Genomic DNA, 18957 nt, shown 5'->3' on the forward strand with positions numbered 1-18957 from the left:
TGGCGGTTGGCCGTCTCGTACTCGACGTGGGCGGTATTGATGGTAATACCGCGTGCCTTCTCTTCCGGCGCTGCGTCGATTTCGTCGTACTTCTTGGCGGCACCGCCGAACTTGGCAGCCAGCACCGTGGCGATCGCTGCGGTCAGCGTGGTCTTGCCATGGTCAACGTGACCAATCGTACCAACGTTCACGTGCGGCTTGGTCCGCTCGAACTTTTCCTTTGCCATTTCTTAGCTCCTGATAGGAATGCAGTCTTGTTGTTTCATCGCGCCGCCGCACCGGCAGGCGCGGCGGCAAACTTCGAATTACTTGCCCTTGGCCGTCATCACGGCTTCGGCGATGTTCTTCGGTGCCTCAGCGTAGTGCTTGAATTCCATGGTGTACGTGGCGCGGCCTTGCGTGGCCGAGCGCAGCGACGTGGAATAACCAAACATTTCCGACAGCGGGACTTCGGCCTTGATGATCTTGCCGCCACCCACCATGTCGTCCATGCCCTGCACGATGCCGCGGCGGGACGACAGGTCGCCCATCACGGTACCCGTGTAGTCTTCCGGCGTTTCCACTTCCACGGCCATCATCGGCTCGAGCAGGACCGGGCTGGCCTTGCGCATGGCTTCCTTGAAAGCCATCGAGCCGGCCATGCGGAACGCGTTTTCGTTCGAGTCCACGTCGTGGTACGAACCGAACGTCAGCGTCACCTTCACGTCCACCACCGGGAAGCCAGCCAGGATACCGTTCGGCAGCGTGTCGACGATACCCTTCTCGACCGCCGGGATGTATTCACGAGGAATCACACCGCCCTTGATGGCGTCGATGAACTCGAAGCCCTTGCCCGGCTCTTGCGGTTCCAGCGTGATCACGGCGTGACCGTACTGGCCGCGGCCGCCCGACTGCTTGACGAACTTGCCCTCGACGCCTTCGGCCGTCTTGCGAATGGTTTCGCGGTAGGCCACCTGCGGCGCACCGATGTTAGCTTCCACGCCGAATTCGCGCTTCATGCGGTCGACCAGAATTTCGAGGTGGAGCTCGCCCATGCCCGAAATGATGGTCTGGCCCGATTCTTCATCGGTACGCACGCGGAACGACGGATCTTCGGCGGCCAGGCGGTTCAGGGCGATGCCCATCTTTTCCTGGTCAGCCTTGGTCTTCGGCTCGACGGCCTGCGAGATCACCGGCTCCGGGAACACCATGCGCTCGAGCACGATCGGTGCAGCCGGATCGCACAGCGTGTCGCCCGTGGTGGCGTCCTTCAGACCCACTGCAGCGGCGATGTCGCCGGCCAGCACTTCCTTGATTTCTTCGCGCTGGTTGGCATGCATCTGCAGAATACGGCCGAGGCGTTCCTTCTTGCTCTTGACCGGGTTGTACACGGTGTCGCCCGAATTGATCTTGCCCGAGTAGACGCGGAAGAAGATCAGCTGGCCAACGAACGGGTCGGTCATGATCTTGAACGCCAGTGCCGAGAACTTTTCGTTGTCGTCAGCCTTGCGCTCGAGCTTCTTCTCGCTGTCGTCCTCGTCCGTGCCCGTAACCGGCGGAATGTCGACCGGCGACGGCAGGAAGTCGATCACGGCGTCGAGCATGCGCTGCACGCCCTTGTTCTTGAACGCGGTGCCGCACAGCATCGGCTGGATTTCGCAGGCGATGGTACGGTCACGCAGCGCCTTGACGATCTCGGCGCGGGTCAGCTCTTCGCCGCCCAGGTACTTTTCCATCAGCTCTTCGCTGGCTTCGGCGGCGGATTCGACCATCTTCTCGCGCCATTCGTCAGCGGTGGCTTGCAGCTCGGCCGGGATGTCCTGATATTCGAACTTCACGCCCTGGCTGGCTTCGTCCCAAACGATCGCCTTCATTTCCAGCAGATCGACGACGCCCTGGAAGCCGTCTTCAGCGCCGATCGGTACCACGACGGGCACCGGGTTGGCCTTCAGGCGGGTCTTCAGCTGATCGTAGACCTTGAAGAAGTTCGCGCCGGTACGGTCCATCTTGTTGACGAACGCCAGACGCGGCACCTTGTACTTGTTGGCCTGACGCCAGACGGTTTCCGACTGCGGCTGCACGCCACCCACTGCGCAGTAGACCATGCAGGCGCCGTCCAGCACGCGCATGGAACGCTCCACCTCGATGGTGAAGTCCACGTGGCCCGGGGTGTCGATGATGTTGAAGCGGTGCTCGGGGTAGTTGCCGCCCATGCCCTTCCAGAAGGCGGTGGTCGCAGCAGACGTGATGGTGATGCCGCGCTCCTGCTCCTGCTCCATCCAGTCCATGGTGGCCGCGCCATCATGCACTTCACCGATCTTGTGGTTCACACCGGTGTAGAACAGGATCCGCTCGGTCGTGGTGGTTTTACCCGCGTCAATGTGAGCCGAAATACCGATGTTACGGTAGCGCTCAATAGGAGTCTTACGAGCCACTTTAATCCTCTATTCGTCCATGAGGCGCAGAGATCTCATGACCTGCGCCCTTAACACAAACGGGCGAGATGTGTGAAAACACAGCCCGCCCGGCAACCAACAGTGTTTTCGCGCGCTTTAGAAGCGGAAGTGCGAGAACGCCTTGTTGGCTTCGGCCATGCGGTGCACTTCGTCGCGCTTCTTCATCGCGCCGCCACGGCCTTCCGATGCTTCCAGCAGCTCACCTGCCAGGCGCAGCGCCATCGACTTCTCGCTGCGTTTCTTCGCGGCCTCGCGCAGCCAACGCATCGCCAATGCCAGACGACGCGACGGACGGACTTCGACCGGAACCTGATAGTTGGCGCCGCCCACGCGACGGCTCTTCACTTCCACCACCGGCTTCACGTTGTTGATGGCAACGGAGAACACTTCGATGGGGGCCTTGCCTGCCTTCTTTTCGATCTGGTCGAACGCGCCATAGACGATACGTTCGGCAACCGACTTCTTGCCGTCCAGCATCAGCACGTTCATAAACTTGGCAACTTCAACGTTGCCGAACTTCGGATCAGGCAGAACATCCCGCTTGGGGACTTCACGACGACGTGGCATCTTCTTTCCTTTAGATTCAGTTGAGAGCGCGGTCAGTTGTTTCCGCTCTCCGGCCACCAACTAGCTTGCATGCAATAGACAGCAAATTCGCCGGGTGACCACTTACTCGACGGCACGGTTGCCAAAAGGGCGCTCCGTTGTACCGCCGCCTGGTGACAGCACCATGACTTGCGCCACAGGCTATCGGTTGTTGCTGCTGTGGGTCTTTCGGACCCAGGCACCCTAAGCTTAGGCCGCCTTCGGACGCTTCGCGCCGTACTTCGAACGGGCCTGCTTGCGGTCCTTCACGCCTTGCAGGTCCAGCGAGCCACGGACGATGTGGTAACGCACACCCGGCAGATCCTTCACACGGCCGCCGCGGATCAGCACGACCGAGTGTTCCTGCAGGTTGTGGCCTTCACCGCCGATGTACGAAATGACTTCGAAACCGTTGGTCAGGCGCACCTTGGCGACCTTACGCAGTGCCGAGTTCGGCTTCTTCGGCGTCGTGGTGTACACGCGGGTGCACACACCACGGCGCTGGGGGCAGTTCTCAAGCGCCGGGCTCTTGCTCTTGACGACTTCAGAGACGCGCGGCTTGCGAACCAGTTGGTTGATAGTTGGCATTGTTCAATCCAGCTTGGTTTTACGAAAAACGCCCCTCGCACCGGCATGAACCAGGATGGAGAGGCAACTACAAGTTTTTGGGCGGGAGAGATGAGCGGACGCGCTCTGGAGACGGGACTGTGCGGTAACAGCATGCCAAAGAGCGCGAGCCGGCATCCGGATCCCGCATCTGCCGCCACCGGTCCATCAAAACCGGTCCGGAAGGCTTGCCGGCAGCGGCATGAAAGCCACATATCCGACGGGCGAGCGAAATCCAAAGCCAAAAACTCGAATCTGGCACTCTAGCAGGGGAATCGTATACCGTCAAGCCGTATACCCGGCTGACAAGCAGCGCCGGCTAGACCCCGCGCAGGGTGTCGAGGATGCCCTGCCCGTAGCGCTCCAGCTTGGATGCACCAATCCCGGGAATGCCCTGCATCGCCGACAGCGAGTCCGGCGCCGTGCGCGCCAGTTCGGCCAGCGTGGCGTCGTGGAAAATCACGTAGGCCGGCACGCCGTGCTCGCGCGCGGCCTCGGTGCGCCAGCGGCGCAGCGCCTCCCAGTTGGCCAGCGTATCGGCGTCCATGTCCGCGGTATGGTCGATGCGGTTGCCGCGCGCCGCGCGCTCGCCGGACTTGGCCGGCTTGGCAGCCTGGCGTCGCAGGATGATCTGGCGCTCGCCCCTGAGCACCTCGCGCGCGCGTTCGCCCAGCAGCAGCGCGCCGTGACCGCCATGGTCGATCATCAGCAGACCCTGGGCGATCAGCTGGCGGAAGACCGTGTGCCATTCATGCACCGATCGGTCCTTGCCGATGCCGAAGGTCGATACCTTGTCATGGCCCCACTGCTTGATCTTTTCCGAGGCATTGCCGCGCAGCACGTCGACCAGGTGGGTCGCACCAAAGTGGATGCGGCTTGCCTGCGCGGTGCGGTACACGCAAGACAGCGCCATCTGCGCCTCGCGCGTGCCATCCCAGGTGGCCGGCGGCTCCAGGCAGGTGTCGCAGTTGCCACAGGGCTCGCTGGCTTCGTCGAAGTACGCGAGGATGCGCTGGCGCCGGCAGCCGGCGGTTTCGCACAAACCCAGCAGCGCATCGAGCTTGGCCGACGACACGCGCTTGAACGCCTCGTCCGCCTCCGACTCGTCGATCATGCGCTTCTGCTGCACCACGTCGCCCAGGCCGTAGGCCATCCAGGCATTGGCGGGCAATCCGTCGCGCCCGGCGCGTCCCGTCTCCTGGTAGTAGCCTTCCATGCTCTTGGGCAGGTCAAGGTGAGCGACGAAGCGGACGTCCGGCTTGTCGATCCCCATGCCGAAGGCAATGGTGGCCACCATCACCAGCCCTTCTTCTTCGCGGAAGCGTGCCTGGTGGCGCTGGCGCGTGCCGGGGTCCATGCCGGCATGGTAAGGCAGCGCGTTGATGCCCTGCCCTTCCAGCCACGCCGCGGTGTCTTCCACCTTCTTGCGTGACAGGCAGTAGACGATGCCGCTGTCGTGTGTGCCGTCGGCGGCGGTGTGCTCGGCCTTGATAAAGGCCAGCAACTGCTGGCGCGCATTGTCCTTCTCGACGATGCGGTAGCGGATATTCGGCCGGTCGAAGCTGGAGATGAAAACGCGGGCGTCGTCCAGCGCCAGCCGCTCGATGATCTCGTTGCGCGTCAGCGCGTCGGCGGTCGCGGTCAGCGCGATGCGCGGCACGTACGGGAAGCGTTCGTGCAGCACTGACAGCTGGATGTACTCCGGCCGGAAATCGTGGCCCCACTGCGATACGCAATGCGCCTCGTCGATGGCGAACAGCCCGACGCGGGTACGCTCGAGCAGGTCGAGGAAGCGCGGCGTCATCAGCCGCTCGGGTGCGACGTAGAGGATCTCCACCCTGCCGGCGAGCAGGTCGCGCTCGACGGCGGACGCTTCCGAACCGGTCAGCGTCGAATTCAGTACCGCGGCGCGCACGCCGGCCTCGGTCAGCGCCGCGATCTGGTCCTGCATCAGCGCGATCAGCGGCGATACCACGATGCCGACGCCCTGCCCTGAGCGCTGGCGCAGCAGTGCCGGAATCTGGTAGCACAGCGACTTGCCGCCGCCGGTCGGCATCAGCACCAGGCTGTCGCCGCCTTCGGCAACGTGGTCGATGATCTCGGCCTGGCGCCCGCGGAAGGCGTGGTAGCCGAAGACATCCTTGAGGATCGCCAGTGCTTGCGACATGGACTGCGGAATTGCTGAAGCCGGAAAAGCCGTAACCTTACCACTAAGGGACCCGGCTACCGCGCCTCGCGGGCAAACTCTCCGACGATTCTCACGAAAGGTCACGCCACCCGCGGATAAAAAAAAGCCCGGCTGGATCAGCCGGGCTTTTTGACCGCCTTGCGGCGGGCATTCACTACTGCGAGATCAGGCGTTGTCGCCTTCACCCTCGGTCGTCGCCTGCACCACCGGCGGCGGCTCGATGAAGAGCGACTGCTCTTCTTCGGCGATCGCCTGGGCGCGTTCGCGCTCGGAGGCCTCGCGCGCCTTGCGGGCACGGTGGTAGGCCAGGCCGGTACCGGCCGGGATCAGACGACCCACGATCACGTTTTCCTTCAGACCACGCAGGTCATCGGTCTTGCCCATGATCGCGGCTTCGGTCAGCACGCGCGTGGTTTCCTGGAACGATGCCGCCGAGATGAAGCTGTCGGTCGACAGCGACGCCTTGGTAATACCCAGCAGCAGGTTCTCGTAGGTTGCCGGACGCTTGCCTTCGGCGATCACGCGGTCGTTCTCGTCGAGCAGTTCCGAGCGCTCCACCTGTTCACCCGGGATGAACTTGGTGTCGCCCACATCGGCGATCTGCACACGACGCAGCATCTGGCGAACGATCACCTCGATGTGCTTGTCGTTGATCTTCACGCCCTGCAGACGGTACACGTCCTGCACTTCGTCCACGATGTAGTGCGCCAGCTCTTCGATGCCCTTCAGGCGCAGGATGTCGTGCGGGTCCGCCGGACCTTCCACGATCATTTCGCCCTTGTTCACCACCTGGCCGTCGTGCACCAGCACCTGCTTTTCCTTAGCGATCAGGAACTCGTGGGCATTGCCGTCCAGGTCAGTGATGACCAGGCGCTGCTTGCCCTTGGTGTCCTTGCCGAACGAGGTCGTGCCCGTGACTTCCGCCAGCACGGCGGCGTCCTTCGGCGAACGCGCTTCGAACAGCTCGGCCACACGCGGCAGACCACCGGTAATGTCGCGGGTCTTCTGCGATTCGGTCGGGATACGTGCGAGCACTTCACCCACGTGCACCTGCTGGCCGTCCTTCACGGTAATCAGCGCGCCGACCTGGAAGCCGATGGTCACGGAGTGGTCCGTGCCCGGGATCTTCACTTCCTGGCCGTTGGCGTCGAGCAGCTTCACCTGCGGGCGGATGCCCTTGGTTGCAGCCGTGCGGCGCTTGGCGTCGATCACCACCAGGGTCGACAGGCCGGTCACTTCGTCCATCTGCTTGGCGACGGTCACGCCTTCTTCGACGTTCTCGAACTTCGTCGTACCGGTGTATTCCGAGACGATCGGGCGAGTCAGTGCATCCCACGTGGCCAGCTGCGTGCCAGCCTTGATGGCCTGGCCGTCCTGCACCAGCAGCGTGGCGCCGTACGGGATCTTGTGGCGCTCGCGCTCGCGGCCGTGGTCGTCGGTGATCAGCGCCTCGCCCGAACGCGAGATGACGATCAGTTCGCCCTTCGCATTGGTGACGTAGCGCATGGTCGCCGTGAAACGCACGGTACCGGTTGCCTTCGCTTCCACGCTCGATGCCACCGCCGCACGCGATGCCGCACCACCGATGTGGAACGTACGCATGGTCAGCTGCGTGCCCGGCTCACCGATCGACTGGGCGGCAATCACGCCAACCGCTTCGCCGGAGTTCACCATCACGCCGCGGCCGAGGTCGCGGCCGTAGCACTTGGCGCACAGGCCGTAGCGCGTGTCGCACGACAGCGGGGTGCGGACCTTGACTTCGTCCACGCCGATGTTGTCGATCAGCTCGACCAGGTCTTCGTCCAGCAGCGTGCCGGATTCGATCGCGGTTTCCTGGGTTTCCGGGTTCACCACGTCGGCCACGGTCACACGGCCGAGGATACGGTCGCGCAGGGCTTCGATCACTTCACCGCCTTCGACCAGGGCCTTCATGGCCACGCCGTTGGAGGTGCCGCAATCGTCTTCCACCACGACCAGATCCTGGGTCACGTCGACCAGACGACGGGTCAGGTAACCCGAGTTCGCGGTCTTCAGTGCCGTATCCGCCAGGCCCTTACGGGCACCGTGGGTCGAGATGAAGTACTGCAGAACGTTCAGGCCTTCACGGAAGTTCGCCGTAATCGGCGTTTCAATGATCGAGCCATCCGGCTTGGCCATCAGGCCACGCATACCGGCCAGCTGGCGGATCTGCGCTGCGGAACCCCGTGCGCCCGAGTCGGCCATCATGTAGATGGAGTTGAACGACTCTTGCTTCACGGTCTTGCCTTCGCGGTCGACCACGTCCTCGTGCTGGAGCTGCTCCATCATCGCCTTGCCGACCTGGTCGCCGGCGGCGCCCCAGATGTCCACGACGTTGTTGTAGCGTTCCTGGTCGGTCACCAGACCCGACATGTACTGCTTGTCGTATTCCTTCACCTTGGCCGAGGCCTCGGCGATGATCTTTTCCTTGGCGGGCGGCACCAGCATGTCGTCGATGGCGATCGAGATACCGGCGCGGGTTGCCAGGCGGAAGCCCGACTGCAGCAGCTTGTCGGCGAAGATCACGGTCTCGCGCAGGCCGCACTTGCGGAACGCGGTGTTGATCAGGCGCGAGATTTCCTTCTTCTTCAGCGGCTTGTTCAGCACCGAGAACGGCAGGCCCTTCGGCAGGATCTCGGACAGGATCGCGCGGCCGACCGTGGTGGCCTGCAGCGTGATCTTGGGTGCGAAACGGGCGTCGCCTTCGGCGTCCTTGTCGACCAGCTCATACTCGGTGATACGCACGTTCACGCGGGAAGCCAGCTCGACTTCCTTGTTCTCGTAGGCGCGGATCACTTCGCTGATGTCGGCAAAGGTCATGCCCTCGCCGCGGCCGTTGATCTTGTCGCGGGTCGTGTAGTACAGACCCAGCACCACGTCTTGCGACGGCACGATCGACGGGTCGCCGTTGGCCGGGAACAGCACGTTGTTGGAGGCCAGCATCAGGGTGCGGGCTTCCATCTGCGCTTCCAGCGACAGCGGGACGTGGACAGCCATCTGGTCACCGTCGAAGTCGGCGTTGAACGCCGCGCAGACCAGCGGGTGCAGCTGGATGGCCTTGCCTTCGATCAGCACCGGCTCGAACGCCTGGATACCCAGGCGGTGCAGCGTCGGCGCACGGTTCAGCATCACCGGGTGCTCGCGGATCACCTCTTCGAGGATGTCCCACACCACCGGGGTCTGGCTTTCGACTTCCTTCTTCGCCGCCTTGATGGTGGTGGCGATGCCCATCGTTTCCAGCTTGTGGAAGATGAAGGGCTTGAACAGCTCGAGCGCCATCAGCTTGGGCAGGCCGCACTGGTGCAGCTTGAGCGTCGGGCCCACCACGATGACCGAACGGCCCGAGTAGTCGACGCGCTTGCCCAGCAGGTTCTGACGGAAACGGCCGCCCTTGCCCTTGATCATTTCGGCCAGGGACTTCAGCGGACGCTTGTTGGCGCCGGTCATCGCCTTGCCGCGACGGCCGTTGTCCAGCAGCGAGTCAACCGCTTCCTGCAGCATGCGCTTTTCGTTGCGCACGATGATCTCAGGCGCCTTCAGCTCCAGCAGGCGCTTCAGGCGGTTGTTACGGTTGATGACGCGGCGATACAGGTCGTTCAGGTCCGAGGTCGCGAAGCGGCCGCCGTCCAGCGGCACCAGCGGACGCAGCTCGGGCGGCAGCACCGGCAGCACTTCGAGGATCATCCACTCGGGCTTGATGCCCGAACGCTGGAAGGCCTCGAGCACCTTCAGGCGCTTGGCGAATTTCTTGATCTTGGCTTCGGAACCGGTGGCCTGCAGCTCGGCGCGGATCTGTTCGATCTGCTTCTCGATGTCGATGCCGCGCAGCAGTTCACGGATGCCCTCGGCACCCATCATGGCGACGAACTCGCCCTCGCCGTACTCGTCGCACTTCGCCAGGTAGTCGTCTTCCGACATGATCTGGCTCTTCTTGAGCGGGGTCATGCCGGGCTCGAGCACCACGAATGCTTCGAAGTACAGTACGCGCTCGATGTCGCGCAGCGTCATGTCCAGGACCATGCCCAGGCGCGACGGCAGCGACTTCAGGAACCAGATGTGCGCGGTCGGCGCGGCCAGTTCGATGTGGCCCATGCGCTCGCGGCGCACCTTGGCCAGCGTCACTTCAACGCCGCACTTCTCGCAGATCACGCCGCGGTGCTTCAGGCGCTTGTACTTGCCGCACAGGCACTCGTAGTCCTTGATCGGGCCAAAGATCTTGGCGCAGAACAGGCCGTCGCGTTCCGGCTTGAACGTACGGTAGTTGATCGTTTCCGGCTTCTTCACTTCGCCGTACGACCACGAACGGATCTTCTCGGGCGAGGCCAGGCCGATCTTGATCGCGTCGAACTGCTCTTCCTGCTGTACCTGCTTAAAGAGATCGAGCAATGCTTTCATTGCAACTCCTTGTTTCGCCGCCGCTCCGGAGTCTGTCCGGTGCCGCGGCATTCAATCCTGTGGGAAATCCTGCGCTGGTGGGTGCCCGCCGTGGCGGGCACCCGCATCGTCTCGATCAGTAGCGATCGAGGTCGATGTCGATACCCAGCGAGCGAATTTCCTTCACCAGCACGTTGAACGATTCCGGCATGCCGGCATCGATCGAGTGCTCGCCCTTGACGATGTTCTCGTACACCTTGGTACGGCCGTTCACGTCATCGGACTTGACCGTCAGCATTTCCTGCAGCACGTAGGACGCGCCGTAGGCTTCCAGTGCCCACACTTCCATCTCACCGAAACGCTGGCCACCGAACTGGGCCTTACCGCCCAGCGGCTGCTGCGTCACCAGCGAGTACGGGCCGGTGGAACGTGCGTGCATCTTGTCGTCGACCAGGTGGTGCAGCTTCAGCATGTGCATCACACCCAGCGTGACCGGACGCTCGAACGCTTCGCCGGTGCGGCCGTCGTGCAGCGTGACCTGCTGCTTGGAAGCCGTCAGGCCCTTCTCGGCGGCGATCTCGTCCGGGTAGGCCAGGTCGAGCATGCGCTTGATTTCCTTCTCGTGCGCACCGTCGAACACCGGCGTCGCGAACGGCACGCCCTTCTTCAGGTTGTGCGCCAGTTCCAGCACTTCGGCGTCGCTCAGGCTGTCCAGGTCTTCCGGCTTGCCGCTCTCGTTGTAGATCTGCGAGAGCAGCGTGCGCAGTTCCTGCGCCTTGGCCGAGGCCTTGAGCATGTCGCCGATGCGCTGGCCCAGGCCGCGCGCGGCCCAGCCCAGGTGGGTTTCCAGGATCTGGCCCACGTTCATCCGCGACGGCACGCCCAGCGGGTTCAGCACGATGTCGGCCGGGGTACCGTCCGCCATGTACGGCATGTCTTCGATCGGGACGATCTTCGACACCACACCCTTGTTACCGTGACGGCCTGCCATCTTGTCGCCAGGCTGCAGGCGGCGCTTGACGGCCAGGTAGACCTTGACCATCTTGATCACGCCCGGCGGCAGTTCGTCGCCCTGCGTCAGCTTCTTGCGCTTCTCTTCGAAGGCCAGGTCGAACTCGTGGCGCTTCTGCTCGATGGCTTCCTTGACGGCTTCCAGCTGGGCAGCCAGTTCCTCGTCGGCCGGACGGATGTCGAACCAGTGGTACTTGTCGACGTCAGCCAGGTATTCCTTGGTGATCTTGGCGCCCTTGGCCAGCTTCTTCGGACCGCCGTTGACGGTCTTGTCGATCAGCAGGCGCTCCAGACGCTGGAAGGCATCGCCTTCCACGATACGCAGCTGGTCGTTCAGGTCCAGGCGGTAGCGCTTCAGCTCGTCGTCGATGATCGACTGGGCGCGCTTGTCGCGGGTCACGCCTTCGCGGGTGAAGACCTGGACGTCGATCACGATGCCGCTCATGCCCGACGGCACGCGCAGCGAGGTGTCCTTCACGTCCGATGCCTTCTCGCCGAAGATCGCGCGCAGCAGCTTCTCTTCCGGGGTCAGCTGGGTCTCGCCCTTCGGCGTGACCTTGCCCACCAGCACGTCGCCGGCTTCAACCTCGGCGCCGATGTAGGTGATGCCCGACTCGTCCAGGCGAGCCAGCTGGGCTTCGGCCAGGTTCGAGATATCGCGCGTAATTTCCTCGGGTCCCAGCTTGGTGTCGCGGGCAACGACCGACAGTTCCTCGATGTGGATCGATGTATAGCGGTCTTCGGCCACCACACGCTCCGAGATCAGGATCGAATCCTCGAAGTTGTAGCCGTTCCACGGCATGAACGCCACCAGCATGTTCTGGCCCAGTGCCAGCTCGCCCAGGTCGGTCGAGGCGCCGTCGGCAATCACGTCGCCGCGGGCAACGTGATCGCCGACCTTCACCATCGGACGCTGGTTGATGTTGGTGTTCTGGTTCGAGCGCGTGTACTTGATCAGGTTGTAGATGTCCACGCCGACTTCACCGGCCACGGCTTCGTCGTCGTTCACGCGGATCACGATACGCATCGCGTCGACGTAGTCGACCACGCCGCCACGCATTGCCTGCACGGCAGTACCCGAGTCGACCGCCACAGTGCGCTCGATACCGGTACCGACCAGCGGCTTGTCCGGACGCAGGCAAGGCACGGCCTGACGCTGCATGTTCGCGCCCATCAGTGCACGGTTCGCGTCATCGTGTTCCAGGAACGGCACCAGCGAGGCAGCGGCCGACACGATCTGCGACGGCGCCACGTCGATGTACTGCACGCGGTCCGGCGTCACCATACGGGTTTCACGCTCGGAGCCTTCGCGCGCCGACACCAGTTCGTCGGTCAGGTTGCCGTCGGCGTCGACGGTCGCGTTGGCCTGCGCCACCACGTACTTGCCTTCCTCGATCGCGGACAGGTAGTCGACCTGGTCGGTCAGCTTGCTGTTCTCGACCTTGCGGTACGGGGTTTCCAGGAAGCCGTACTCGTTCAGGCGCGCATACAGTGCCAGCGAGTTGATCAGACCAATGTTCGGACCTTCCGGCGTTTCGATCGGGCACACGCGGCCGTAGTGGGTCGGGTGCACGTCGCGGACTTCAAAGCCTGCGCGCTCGCGGGTCAGACCGCCCGGGCCCAGTGCGGAGACACGGCGCTTGTGCGTGATCTCGGACAGCGGGTTGGTCTGGTCCATGAACTGCGACAGCTGCGACGAACCGAAGAACTCGCGGATCGCCGACGAGATCGGCTTCGAGTTGATCAGGTCGTGCGGCATCAGGTTCTCGGTCTCGGCCTGGCCCAGACGTTCCTTGACGGCGCGCTCCACGCGCGACAGGCCGGCGCGGAACTGGTTTTCGGCCAGTTCGCCGACGCAACGCACGCGACGGTTGCCCAGGTGGTCGATGTCATCGACCTCGCCCTTGCCGTTGCGCAGGTTGACCAGGATCTTGATGGTCTCGAGGATGTCCTCGTCCTGCAGCACCATGGCGCCTTCACCGCTGGGGCGGCCCAGGCGGCTGTTGACCTTCATGCGGCCAACGCGCGACAGGTCGTACGACTCTTCGCTGTAGAACAGGCGCTGGAACAGCGCTTCCACGGCTTCTTCGGTCGGCGGCTCGCCCGGGCGCATCATGCGGTAGATCGCGATACGCGCGGCGGTCTGGTCGGCGGTCTCGTCCACGCGCAGGGTCTGCGACATGTACGGGCCCTGGTCCAGATCGTTGGTGTACAGGGTCTGGATCTGCTTGACGCCGGCTTCGCGCAGGTTTTCCAGCAGCGTTTCGGTCAGCTCGTCGTTGGCGTTGGCAATCACCTCGCCGGTATCCGGGTCGATGATGTTCTTGGCCAGCACGCGGCCCAGCAGGTAGTCTTCCGGCACGCTGATCAGCTTGGTGCCGGCCGAGTCCAGGTCGCGGATGTGCTTGGCGTTGATCCGCTTGTCCTTCTCGACCACCACGCGGCCGTTCTTGTCGGCGATGTCGAAGCGCGCGACTTCACCGCGCAGGCGCTCGGGCACGAACTCCAGCTGCGCGCCTTCCGACTGCAGCGTGAAGTTGTCGAACACGAAGAAGTGCGCGAGGATCTGTTCCGGGGTCAGGCCGATCGACTTCAGCAGGATCGTCACCGGCATCTTGCGGCGGCGGTCGACGCGGAAGTACAGGATGTCCTTCGGGTCGAACTCGAAGTCCAGCCACGAACCGCGGTAGGGGATGATACGGGCCGAGAACAGCAGCTTGCCCGAGCTGTGGGTCTTGCCCTTGTCGTGCTCGAAGAACACGCCGGGCGAGCGGTGCAGCTGCGAGACGATGACACGCTCGGTGCCGTTGATCACGAACGAACCGGTGGAAGTCATCAGGGGGATCTCACCCATGTAGACTTCCTGCTCCTTCACTTCCTTGACCTTGCCCGGGTTCTCGCGATCGTTGATGATCAGGCGAACCTTGGCGCGCAGGGCCGAGTGGAAGGTCAGGCCACGCTGCTGACATTCCTTGACGTCGAACGGCGGGTTGGACAGGTGATACGAGACGAACTCCATACGGGCGAGCCCGTTATGCGAGGAGATCGGGAAGATTGCGTTGAATGCGGCCTGGAGGCCTTCGCTCTTGCGACGCGCGGTCGGCGTTTCCGCTTGCAAGAACTGGGTGTAGGATTCAATCTGAGTGGCAAGCAGGAATGGAACCTGATGTACCGTCGCGCGCTTCGCAAAACTTTTGCGAATGCGCTTCTTTTCGGTGAAGCTGTACGCCATGGGATCTCCGAATCATCGCAGGACGGCTGGACCTGGCCGCGCCTGAGGTGTTCAGCGACTGGGAGGGGATTTGGCGGTTGGCCGCTACCAACCTCTGGCTGACGGTGTCCGCACGCTGCGGGCGGTGTGGTCGTCGCATCAGCGCAACGCCTGCACTCACCCGGGGGACACCCGACCAAACTTGTCTTCTGCAGTCGGTTCAGAAGACAAACATCAGCAGCAACCACTTAGTGTGCCACTGATGTTTGGCCTCTGCTGAGTTGCCGGCAAATGAAGTGGTGCCGGGACCCGCAAACATCACATTTTGTAACTTTGCCGCTGTGCCGAGTGGTGACTAAAACACAATCGCACAAGCGCAAAAAGGCTGGCGCCGGGAATTTCCCTTTGCCAGCCCCATTCGCGTGCCGCAAGGGCACGCGAGTACAACATTACTTGACGTCGACCTTGGCGCCGGCGTCTTCCAGCTTCTTCTTGGCTTCGGCAGCAGCGGCCTTGTCCACGCCTTCCTTGACGGGCTTCGGTGCGCCATCGACCAGGTCCTTGGCTTCCTTCAGGCCCAGACCGGTGATTTCGCGAACGGCCTTGATCACGCCAACCTTGTTGGCGCCGACTTCGGCCAGGATCACGTTGAACTCGGTCTGCTCTTCAGCAGCGGCGGCACCGCCAGCGCCCGGAGCAGCAGCCACGGCCATGGCAGCAGCCGACACGCCAAACTTCTCTTCGAACGCCTTGACCAGGTCGTTCAGTTCCATCACGGACATCGCGCCAACGGCTTCCAGGATGTCGTCTTTGGTGATTGCCATTTGAAATACTCCTACTAGATTTTGATTCGGTATCGGTAATGCGATCTTTCGATGCTCGGCCTGGATTGCCTTAGGCGCCGGCGGCTTCCGCTTCCGCGGGAGCGCCTTCTTCCTTCTTGGCGGCCAGGGCAGCCAGCAGACGGGCGAAGCCCGACACCGGTGCCTGCATCACGCCCAGCAGCTGAGCAATCAGTTCGTCGCGGGTCGGGATCGAGGCCAGCGCCTTCACGGCGGCAGCGTCGAGAACCTTGCCGTCATACGACCCGGCGCGCAGGACCAGCTTGTCGTTGGTCTTGGCGAAGTCGTTCAGAACCTTGGCCGAGGCCACTGCATCTTCGGAAATACCGTAGATCAGCGGACCGGTCATCTGCTCTGCGAGGCCTGCAAACGGCGTACCTTCGACGGCACGGCGAGCCAGCGTGTTCTTCAGAACACGCAGGTACACGCCTTGCTGGCGAGCGGCAGCACGCAGCTTGGTCAGATCGCCAACCGCAATGCCGCGATATTCGGCGACGACGATGGTCTGGGCCTTGGCGACTTGCGCCGAGACCTCAGCAACGACGGCCTTCTTATCTTCAATATTGAGTGGCACGGTTAAGCTCCAAAATGACGCTGGGTCTCCGGCTATACCGGAGCCTTCACGTCAGCACAAACGAACGGCGTCCGATTGGCCCGAATCACCCGGGTCAGTGCCCGGTTGCTTCAATCCCTTCGGGTGCGCCATCTGCGCTGGCTGGCCGGAAGACGTCGCTCAGGCATGAAGCCTTGCCGCACGTTCCGACCGATTAAGCCCTTTCCGCATCACTGCCGCGGACAAGGACACCAGCGGTCTTTGATAACCAGCGATGCCTGCCGATGCTTGCGCATCCAGCGAGCACCGCTGCCCAAAGCCATGCTCCATCCCTTGCGGTCCGGAGACGACCCTCGCCATTGGCCAGGGTCTTCAATTCTTTTTGCCGACCGGTGTTATCGGGTGCCGGTCAGCAATTTGCCGTCAGCTCAGGCAGCCAGCGTAGCCTGGTCGACACGCACGCCGACGCCCATGGTCGACGAAACAGCGATCTTGCGCAGGTACACGCCCTTGCTGGTGGCCGGCTTGGCCTTGACCAGCGCGTCCAGCAGCGCCGACAGGTTGCTCTTCAGCGCGGCGTCTTCGAACGAACGGCGGCCGATGGTGGCGTGGATGATACCGGCCTTGTCGACACGGAACTGGACCTGACCGGCCTTGGCGTTCTTCACGGCCTGGGCCACGTCGGGGGTCACGGTACCGACCTTCGGGTTCGGCATCAGGCCGCGCGGGCCCAGGATCTGGCCCAGCGTACCGACGATACGCATCGTGTCCGGCGAAGCGATCACGACGTCGAAGTTCAGGTTGCCAGCCTTGACTTGCTCAGCCAGGTCTTCCATGCCAACGATGTCAGCACCGGCGGCCTTGGCGGCCTCGGCCTTGTCGCCCTGGGCGAACACAGCCACGCGCACCGACTTGCCGGTACCGGCGGGCAGCACCACGGAACCACGAACCACCTGGTCCGACTTTTTGGCGTCGATACCCAGTTGCACGGCCACGTCGATCGACTCGTCGAACTTCGCCGAGGCGCAGCCCTTCACCAGGCCCAGGGCCTCGTCGATCGGGTAGAACTTGGTACGCTCGATCTTCGCCTTGTTGGCGGCGACGCGCTTGGAAACCTTAGCCATTTACAGACCCTCCACGGTGATGCCCATCGAACGAGCCGAACCGGCGATGGTACGCACGGCGGCGTCCAGGTCGGCGGCGGTCAGGTCAGCGTTCTTGGCCTTGGCGATTTCTTCAGCTTGGGCGCGGGTGATCTTGCCAACCTTGTCGGTATGGGGCTTCGGCGAACCCTTGGTGATGCCGGCTGCCTTCTTGATCAGCACGGTCGCCGGCGGCGACTTCATCACGAAGGTGAAGCTCTTGTCGGCGAAGGCGGTAATCACCACCGGCACCGGCAGACCAGGCTCCATGCCTTGGGTCTGGGCGTTGAACGCCTTGCAGAACTCCATGATGTTCAGACCACGCTGACCCAGTGCGGGACCAACGGGCGGGGAGGGATTTGCCTTACCAGCCGGAATCTGCAGCTTGATAAAGCCAATGATCTTCTTGGCCATTTCTACTCCAATCCGGATCGCCCCACGTAGGGCTTGCGATCCTGTTGAGTCGTAACGCGCTGTCGCCGCACCGGTGGCACGGCCTCACGCTCCTCTTTGGCAACGCCCTGGGGCATTGCCGTTGCCCGTTGCTGCCTCACGGCCGACAACCGGCAAATTCCTTAAACCTTCTCGACCTGACCGAACTCGAGCTCGACCGGCGTTGCACGTCCGAAGATGGTGACCGAGACGCGCAGGCGCGATTTCTCGTAGTTCACTTCTTCCACGTTGCCGTTGAAGTCGGTGAACGGGCCGTCCTTGACGCGCACCATTTCTCCCACTTCGAACAGCGTCTTGGGACGCGGCTTCTCGACCCCTTCCTGCATCTGGGTCATGATCTTGTCGACTTCGCGCTGCGAGATCGGGCTCGGGCGGTTGCGGGCGCCGCCCACGAAACCGGTAACCTTGCTGGTGTTCTTCACCAGGTGCCAGGTTTCGTCGGTCATTTCCATTTCCACCAGCACGTAGCCCGGGAAGAAACGACGCTCGGTGACCGACTTGTGGCCGCCCTTGATTTCCACGACTTCTTCGGACGGCACCAGGATGCGGCCAAACTTGTCCTGCATCTCGGCGCGCTCGATGCGCTCCTGCAGCGCGCGCTGCACGCTCTTCTCCATGCCGGAGTAGGCATGCACGACATACCAGCGCTTCTTCGACGAAGGCGATTCCGGCGCGGTGGTTTCCTGCTGAGCGTTATCGGTCATGTGCTACCTCTTATTTCCAGCCCAGCACGAGCGAAAACACGATCCACTCGATGAGCTTGTCCGCCGACCACAGGAACAGTGCCATGATGACGACAAAGACGAAGACCAGCCCCGTCATCTGTCCGGATTCCTTGCGCGTCGGCCAGACGACCTTGCGAACTTCCCGATACGATTCCTTGGCGAACCCAATGAAGTCCTTGCCCGGTGCCGACACCAGTGCAACGACGACACCCAGTGCAATACCGCCGAACAGCGCAGCGCCACGTACATAAGACGGTTGCTGTGCGAGTGCATAGAAACCGATGACGCCGGCAACCACCAGCAGCACCGCGACGCCGAGCATCCACTTGCCGCTGTTGGCGTTCACGGTTTCAACATTGGGATTGGCCATGTTTCGCAAACGAGACTAAGCCGCGTCACGATTGCTCCTCGCGACGCGGCTGATTGATTTGGCAGGGGCAGAGGGAATCGAACCCCCAACCTTCGGTTTTGGAGACCGACGCTCTGCCAGTTGAGCTATACCCCTAAAACTACTGAGAGCTGACGCTAGCGCCAACCCTTTCTGGCAACGAACGCGGCCGGTTGGTGCCGCGTTCGCAATCGAACAGCTTAGTCGAGGATCTTTGCCACGACGCCGGCGCCGACGGTACGGCCACCTTCGCGGATAGCGAAGCGCAGGCCTTCTTCCATGGCGATCGGGGCGATCAGCTTGACGGTGATCGACACGTTGTCACCCGGCATGACCATTTCCTTGTCCTTCGGCAGCTCGATCGAGCCGGTCACGTCGGTCGTACGGAAGTAGAACTGCGGGCGGTAGTTGTTGAAGAACGGGGTG

The 18957-nt window shown here is 62.8% G+C and carries 14 protein-coding genes and 1 tRNA gene; all 15 read right to left on the minus strand.

Annotated elements, in window-relative coordinates; genetic code table 11:
* Positions 1–227 (minus strand): GTP-binding protein (locus tag E1J61_RS35430; protein ID WP_243737108.1); only part of this gene is annotated, 227 nt, incomplete at its 3' end.
* A gap of 78 nt (positions 228–305) precedes the next feature.
* Positions 306–2414, minus strand: coding sequence for an elongation factor G (fusA, locus tag E1J61_RS35435; protein ID WP_029049804.1), 2109 nt, complete (start codon positions 2412–2414; stop codon positions 306–308).
* Positions 2415–2531: 117 nt separating this feature from the next.
* On the minus strand, positions 2532–3002 hold the full coding sequence (rpsG, locus tag E1J61_RS35440) for a 30S ribosomal protein S7 (RefSeq protein ID WP_010810459.1): 471 nt from the start codon (positions 3000–3002) through the stop codon (positions 2532–2534).
* A gap of 228 nt (positions 3003–3230) precedes the next feature.
* The gene (gene rpsL / locus E1J61_RS35445) at positions 3231–3608 is read right to left on the minus strand and encodes a 30S ribosomal protein S12 (protein WP_010810460.1); all 378 of its coding nucleotides are present in this window, start codon (positions 3606–3608) and stop codon (positions 3231–3233) included.
* A gap of 337 nt (positions 3609–3945) precedes the next feature.
* Positions 3946–5793 carry a DNA helicase RecQ gene (recQ, locus tag E1J61_RS35450; RefSeq protein WP_133098467.1) on the minus strand — a complete coding sequence of 616 codons (1848 nt, stop codon included), beginning with the start codon at positions 5791–5793 and terminating at the stop codon, positions 3946–3948.
* 186 nt (positions 5794–5979) lie between these two features.
* Positions 5980–10227 (minus strand): DNA-directed RNA polymerase subunit beta', encoded by a 4248-nt coding sequence (gene rpoC / locus E1J61_RS35455; RefSeq protein WP_133098468.1) that lies wholly within the window; start codon positions 10225–10227, stop codon positions 5980–5982.
* Positions 10228–10342: 115 nt separating this feature from the next.
* Positions 10343–14449, minus strand: a complete 4107-nt coding sequence (gene rpoB, locus E1J61_RS35460; RefSeq protein ID WP_133098469.1) for a DNA-directed RNA polymerase subunit beta — start codon at positions 14447–14449, stop codon at positions 10343–10345.
* Between the two features lie 428 nt (positions 14450–14877).
* On the minus strand, positions 14878–15252 hold the full coding sequence (rplL, locus tag E1J61_RS35465) for a 50S ribosomal protein L7/L12 (RefSeq protein WP_010810464.1): 375 nt from the start codon (positions 15250–15252) through the stop codon (positions 14878–14880).
* 70 nt (positions 15253–15322) lie between these two features.
* Positions 15323–15844, minus strand: coding sequence for a 50S ribosomal protein L10 (gene rplJ, locus E1J61_RS35470; protein WP_115660927.1), 522 nt, complete (start codon positions 15842–15844; stop codon positions 15323–15325).
* A 407-nt stretch (positions 15845–16251) separates the two neighbouring features.
* Complete coding sequence (gene rplA / locus E1J61_RS35475; protein ID WP_029049799.1) at positions 16252–16947, minus strand: 50S ribosomal protein L1; 696 nt, start codon at positions 16945–16947, stop codon at positions 16252–16254.
* Positions 16948–17379: a 50S ribosomal protein L11 gene (rplK, locus tag E1J61_RS35480; protein ID WP_010810467.1), complete on the minus strand. Its 432-nt coding sequence runs from the start codon at positions 17377–17379 to the stop codon at positions 16948–16950. It lies immediately after the preceding gene.
* Positions 17380–17540: 161 nt separating this feature from the next.
* Positions 17541–18122, minus strand: a complete 582-nt coding sequence (gene nusG / locus E1J61_RS35485) for a transcription termination/antitermination protein NusG (protein ID WP_010810468.1) — start codon at positions 18120–18122, stop codon at positions 17541–17543.
* A gap of 10 nt (positions 18123–18132) precedes the next feature.
* A complete protein-coding gene (secE, locus tag E1J61_RS35490; protein ID WP_029049797.1) occupies positions 18133–18513 on the minus strand; it encodes a preprotein translocase subunit SecE in 381 nt (126 codons plus the stop codon).
* 59 nt (positions 18514–18572) lie between these two features.
* A tRNA-Trp gene (locus tag E1J61_RS35495) sits at positions 18573–18648 on the minus strand.
* An 83-nt stretch (positions 18649–18731) separates the two neighbouring features.
* Positions 18732–18957, minus strand: a 226-nt coding sequence (locus E1J61_RS35500) for an elongation factor Tu (RefSeq protein ID WP_133093422.1), incomplete at its 5' end; no start/stop codon positions are given.

The organism is Cupriavidus sp. L7L (assembly GCF_004353535.1).
Lineage (GTDB): Bacteria > Pseudomonadota > Gammaproteobacteria > Burkholderiales > Burkholderiaceae > Cupriavidus > Cupriavidus oxalaticus_A.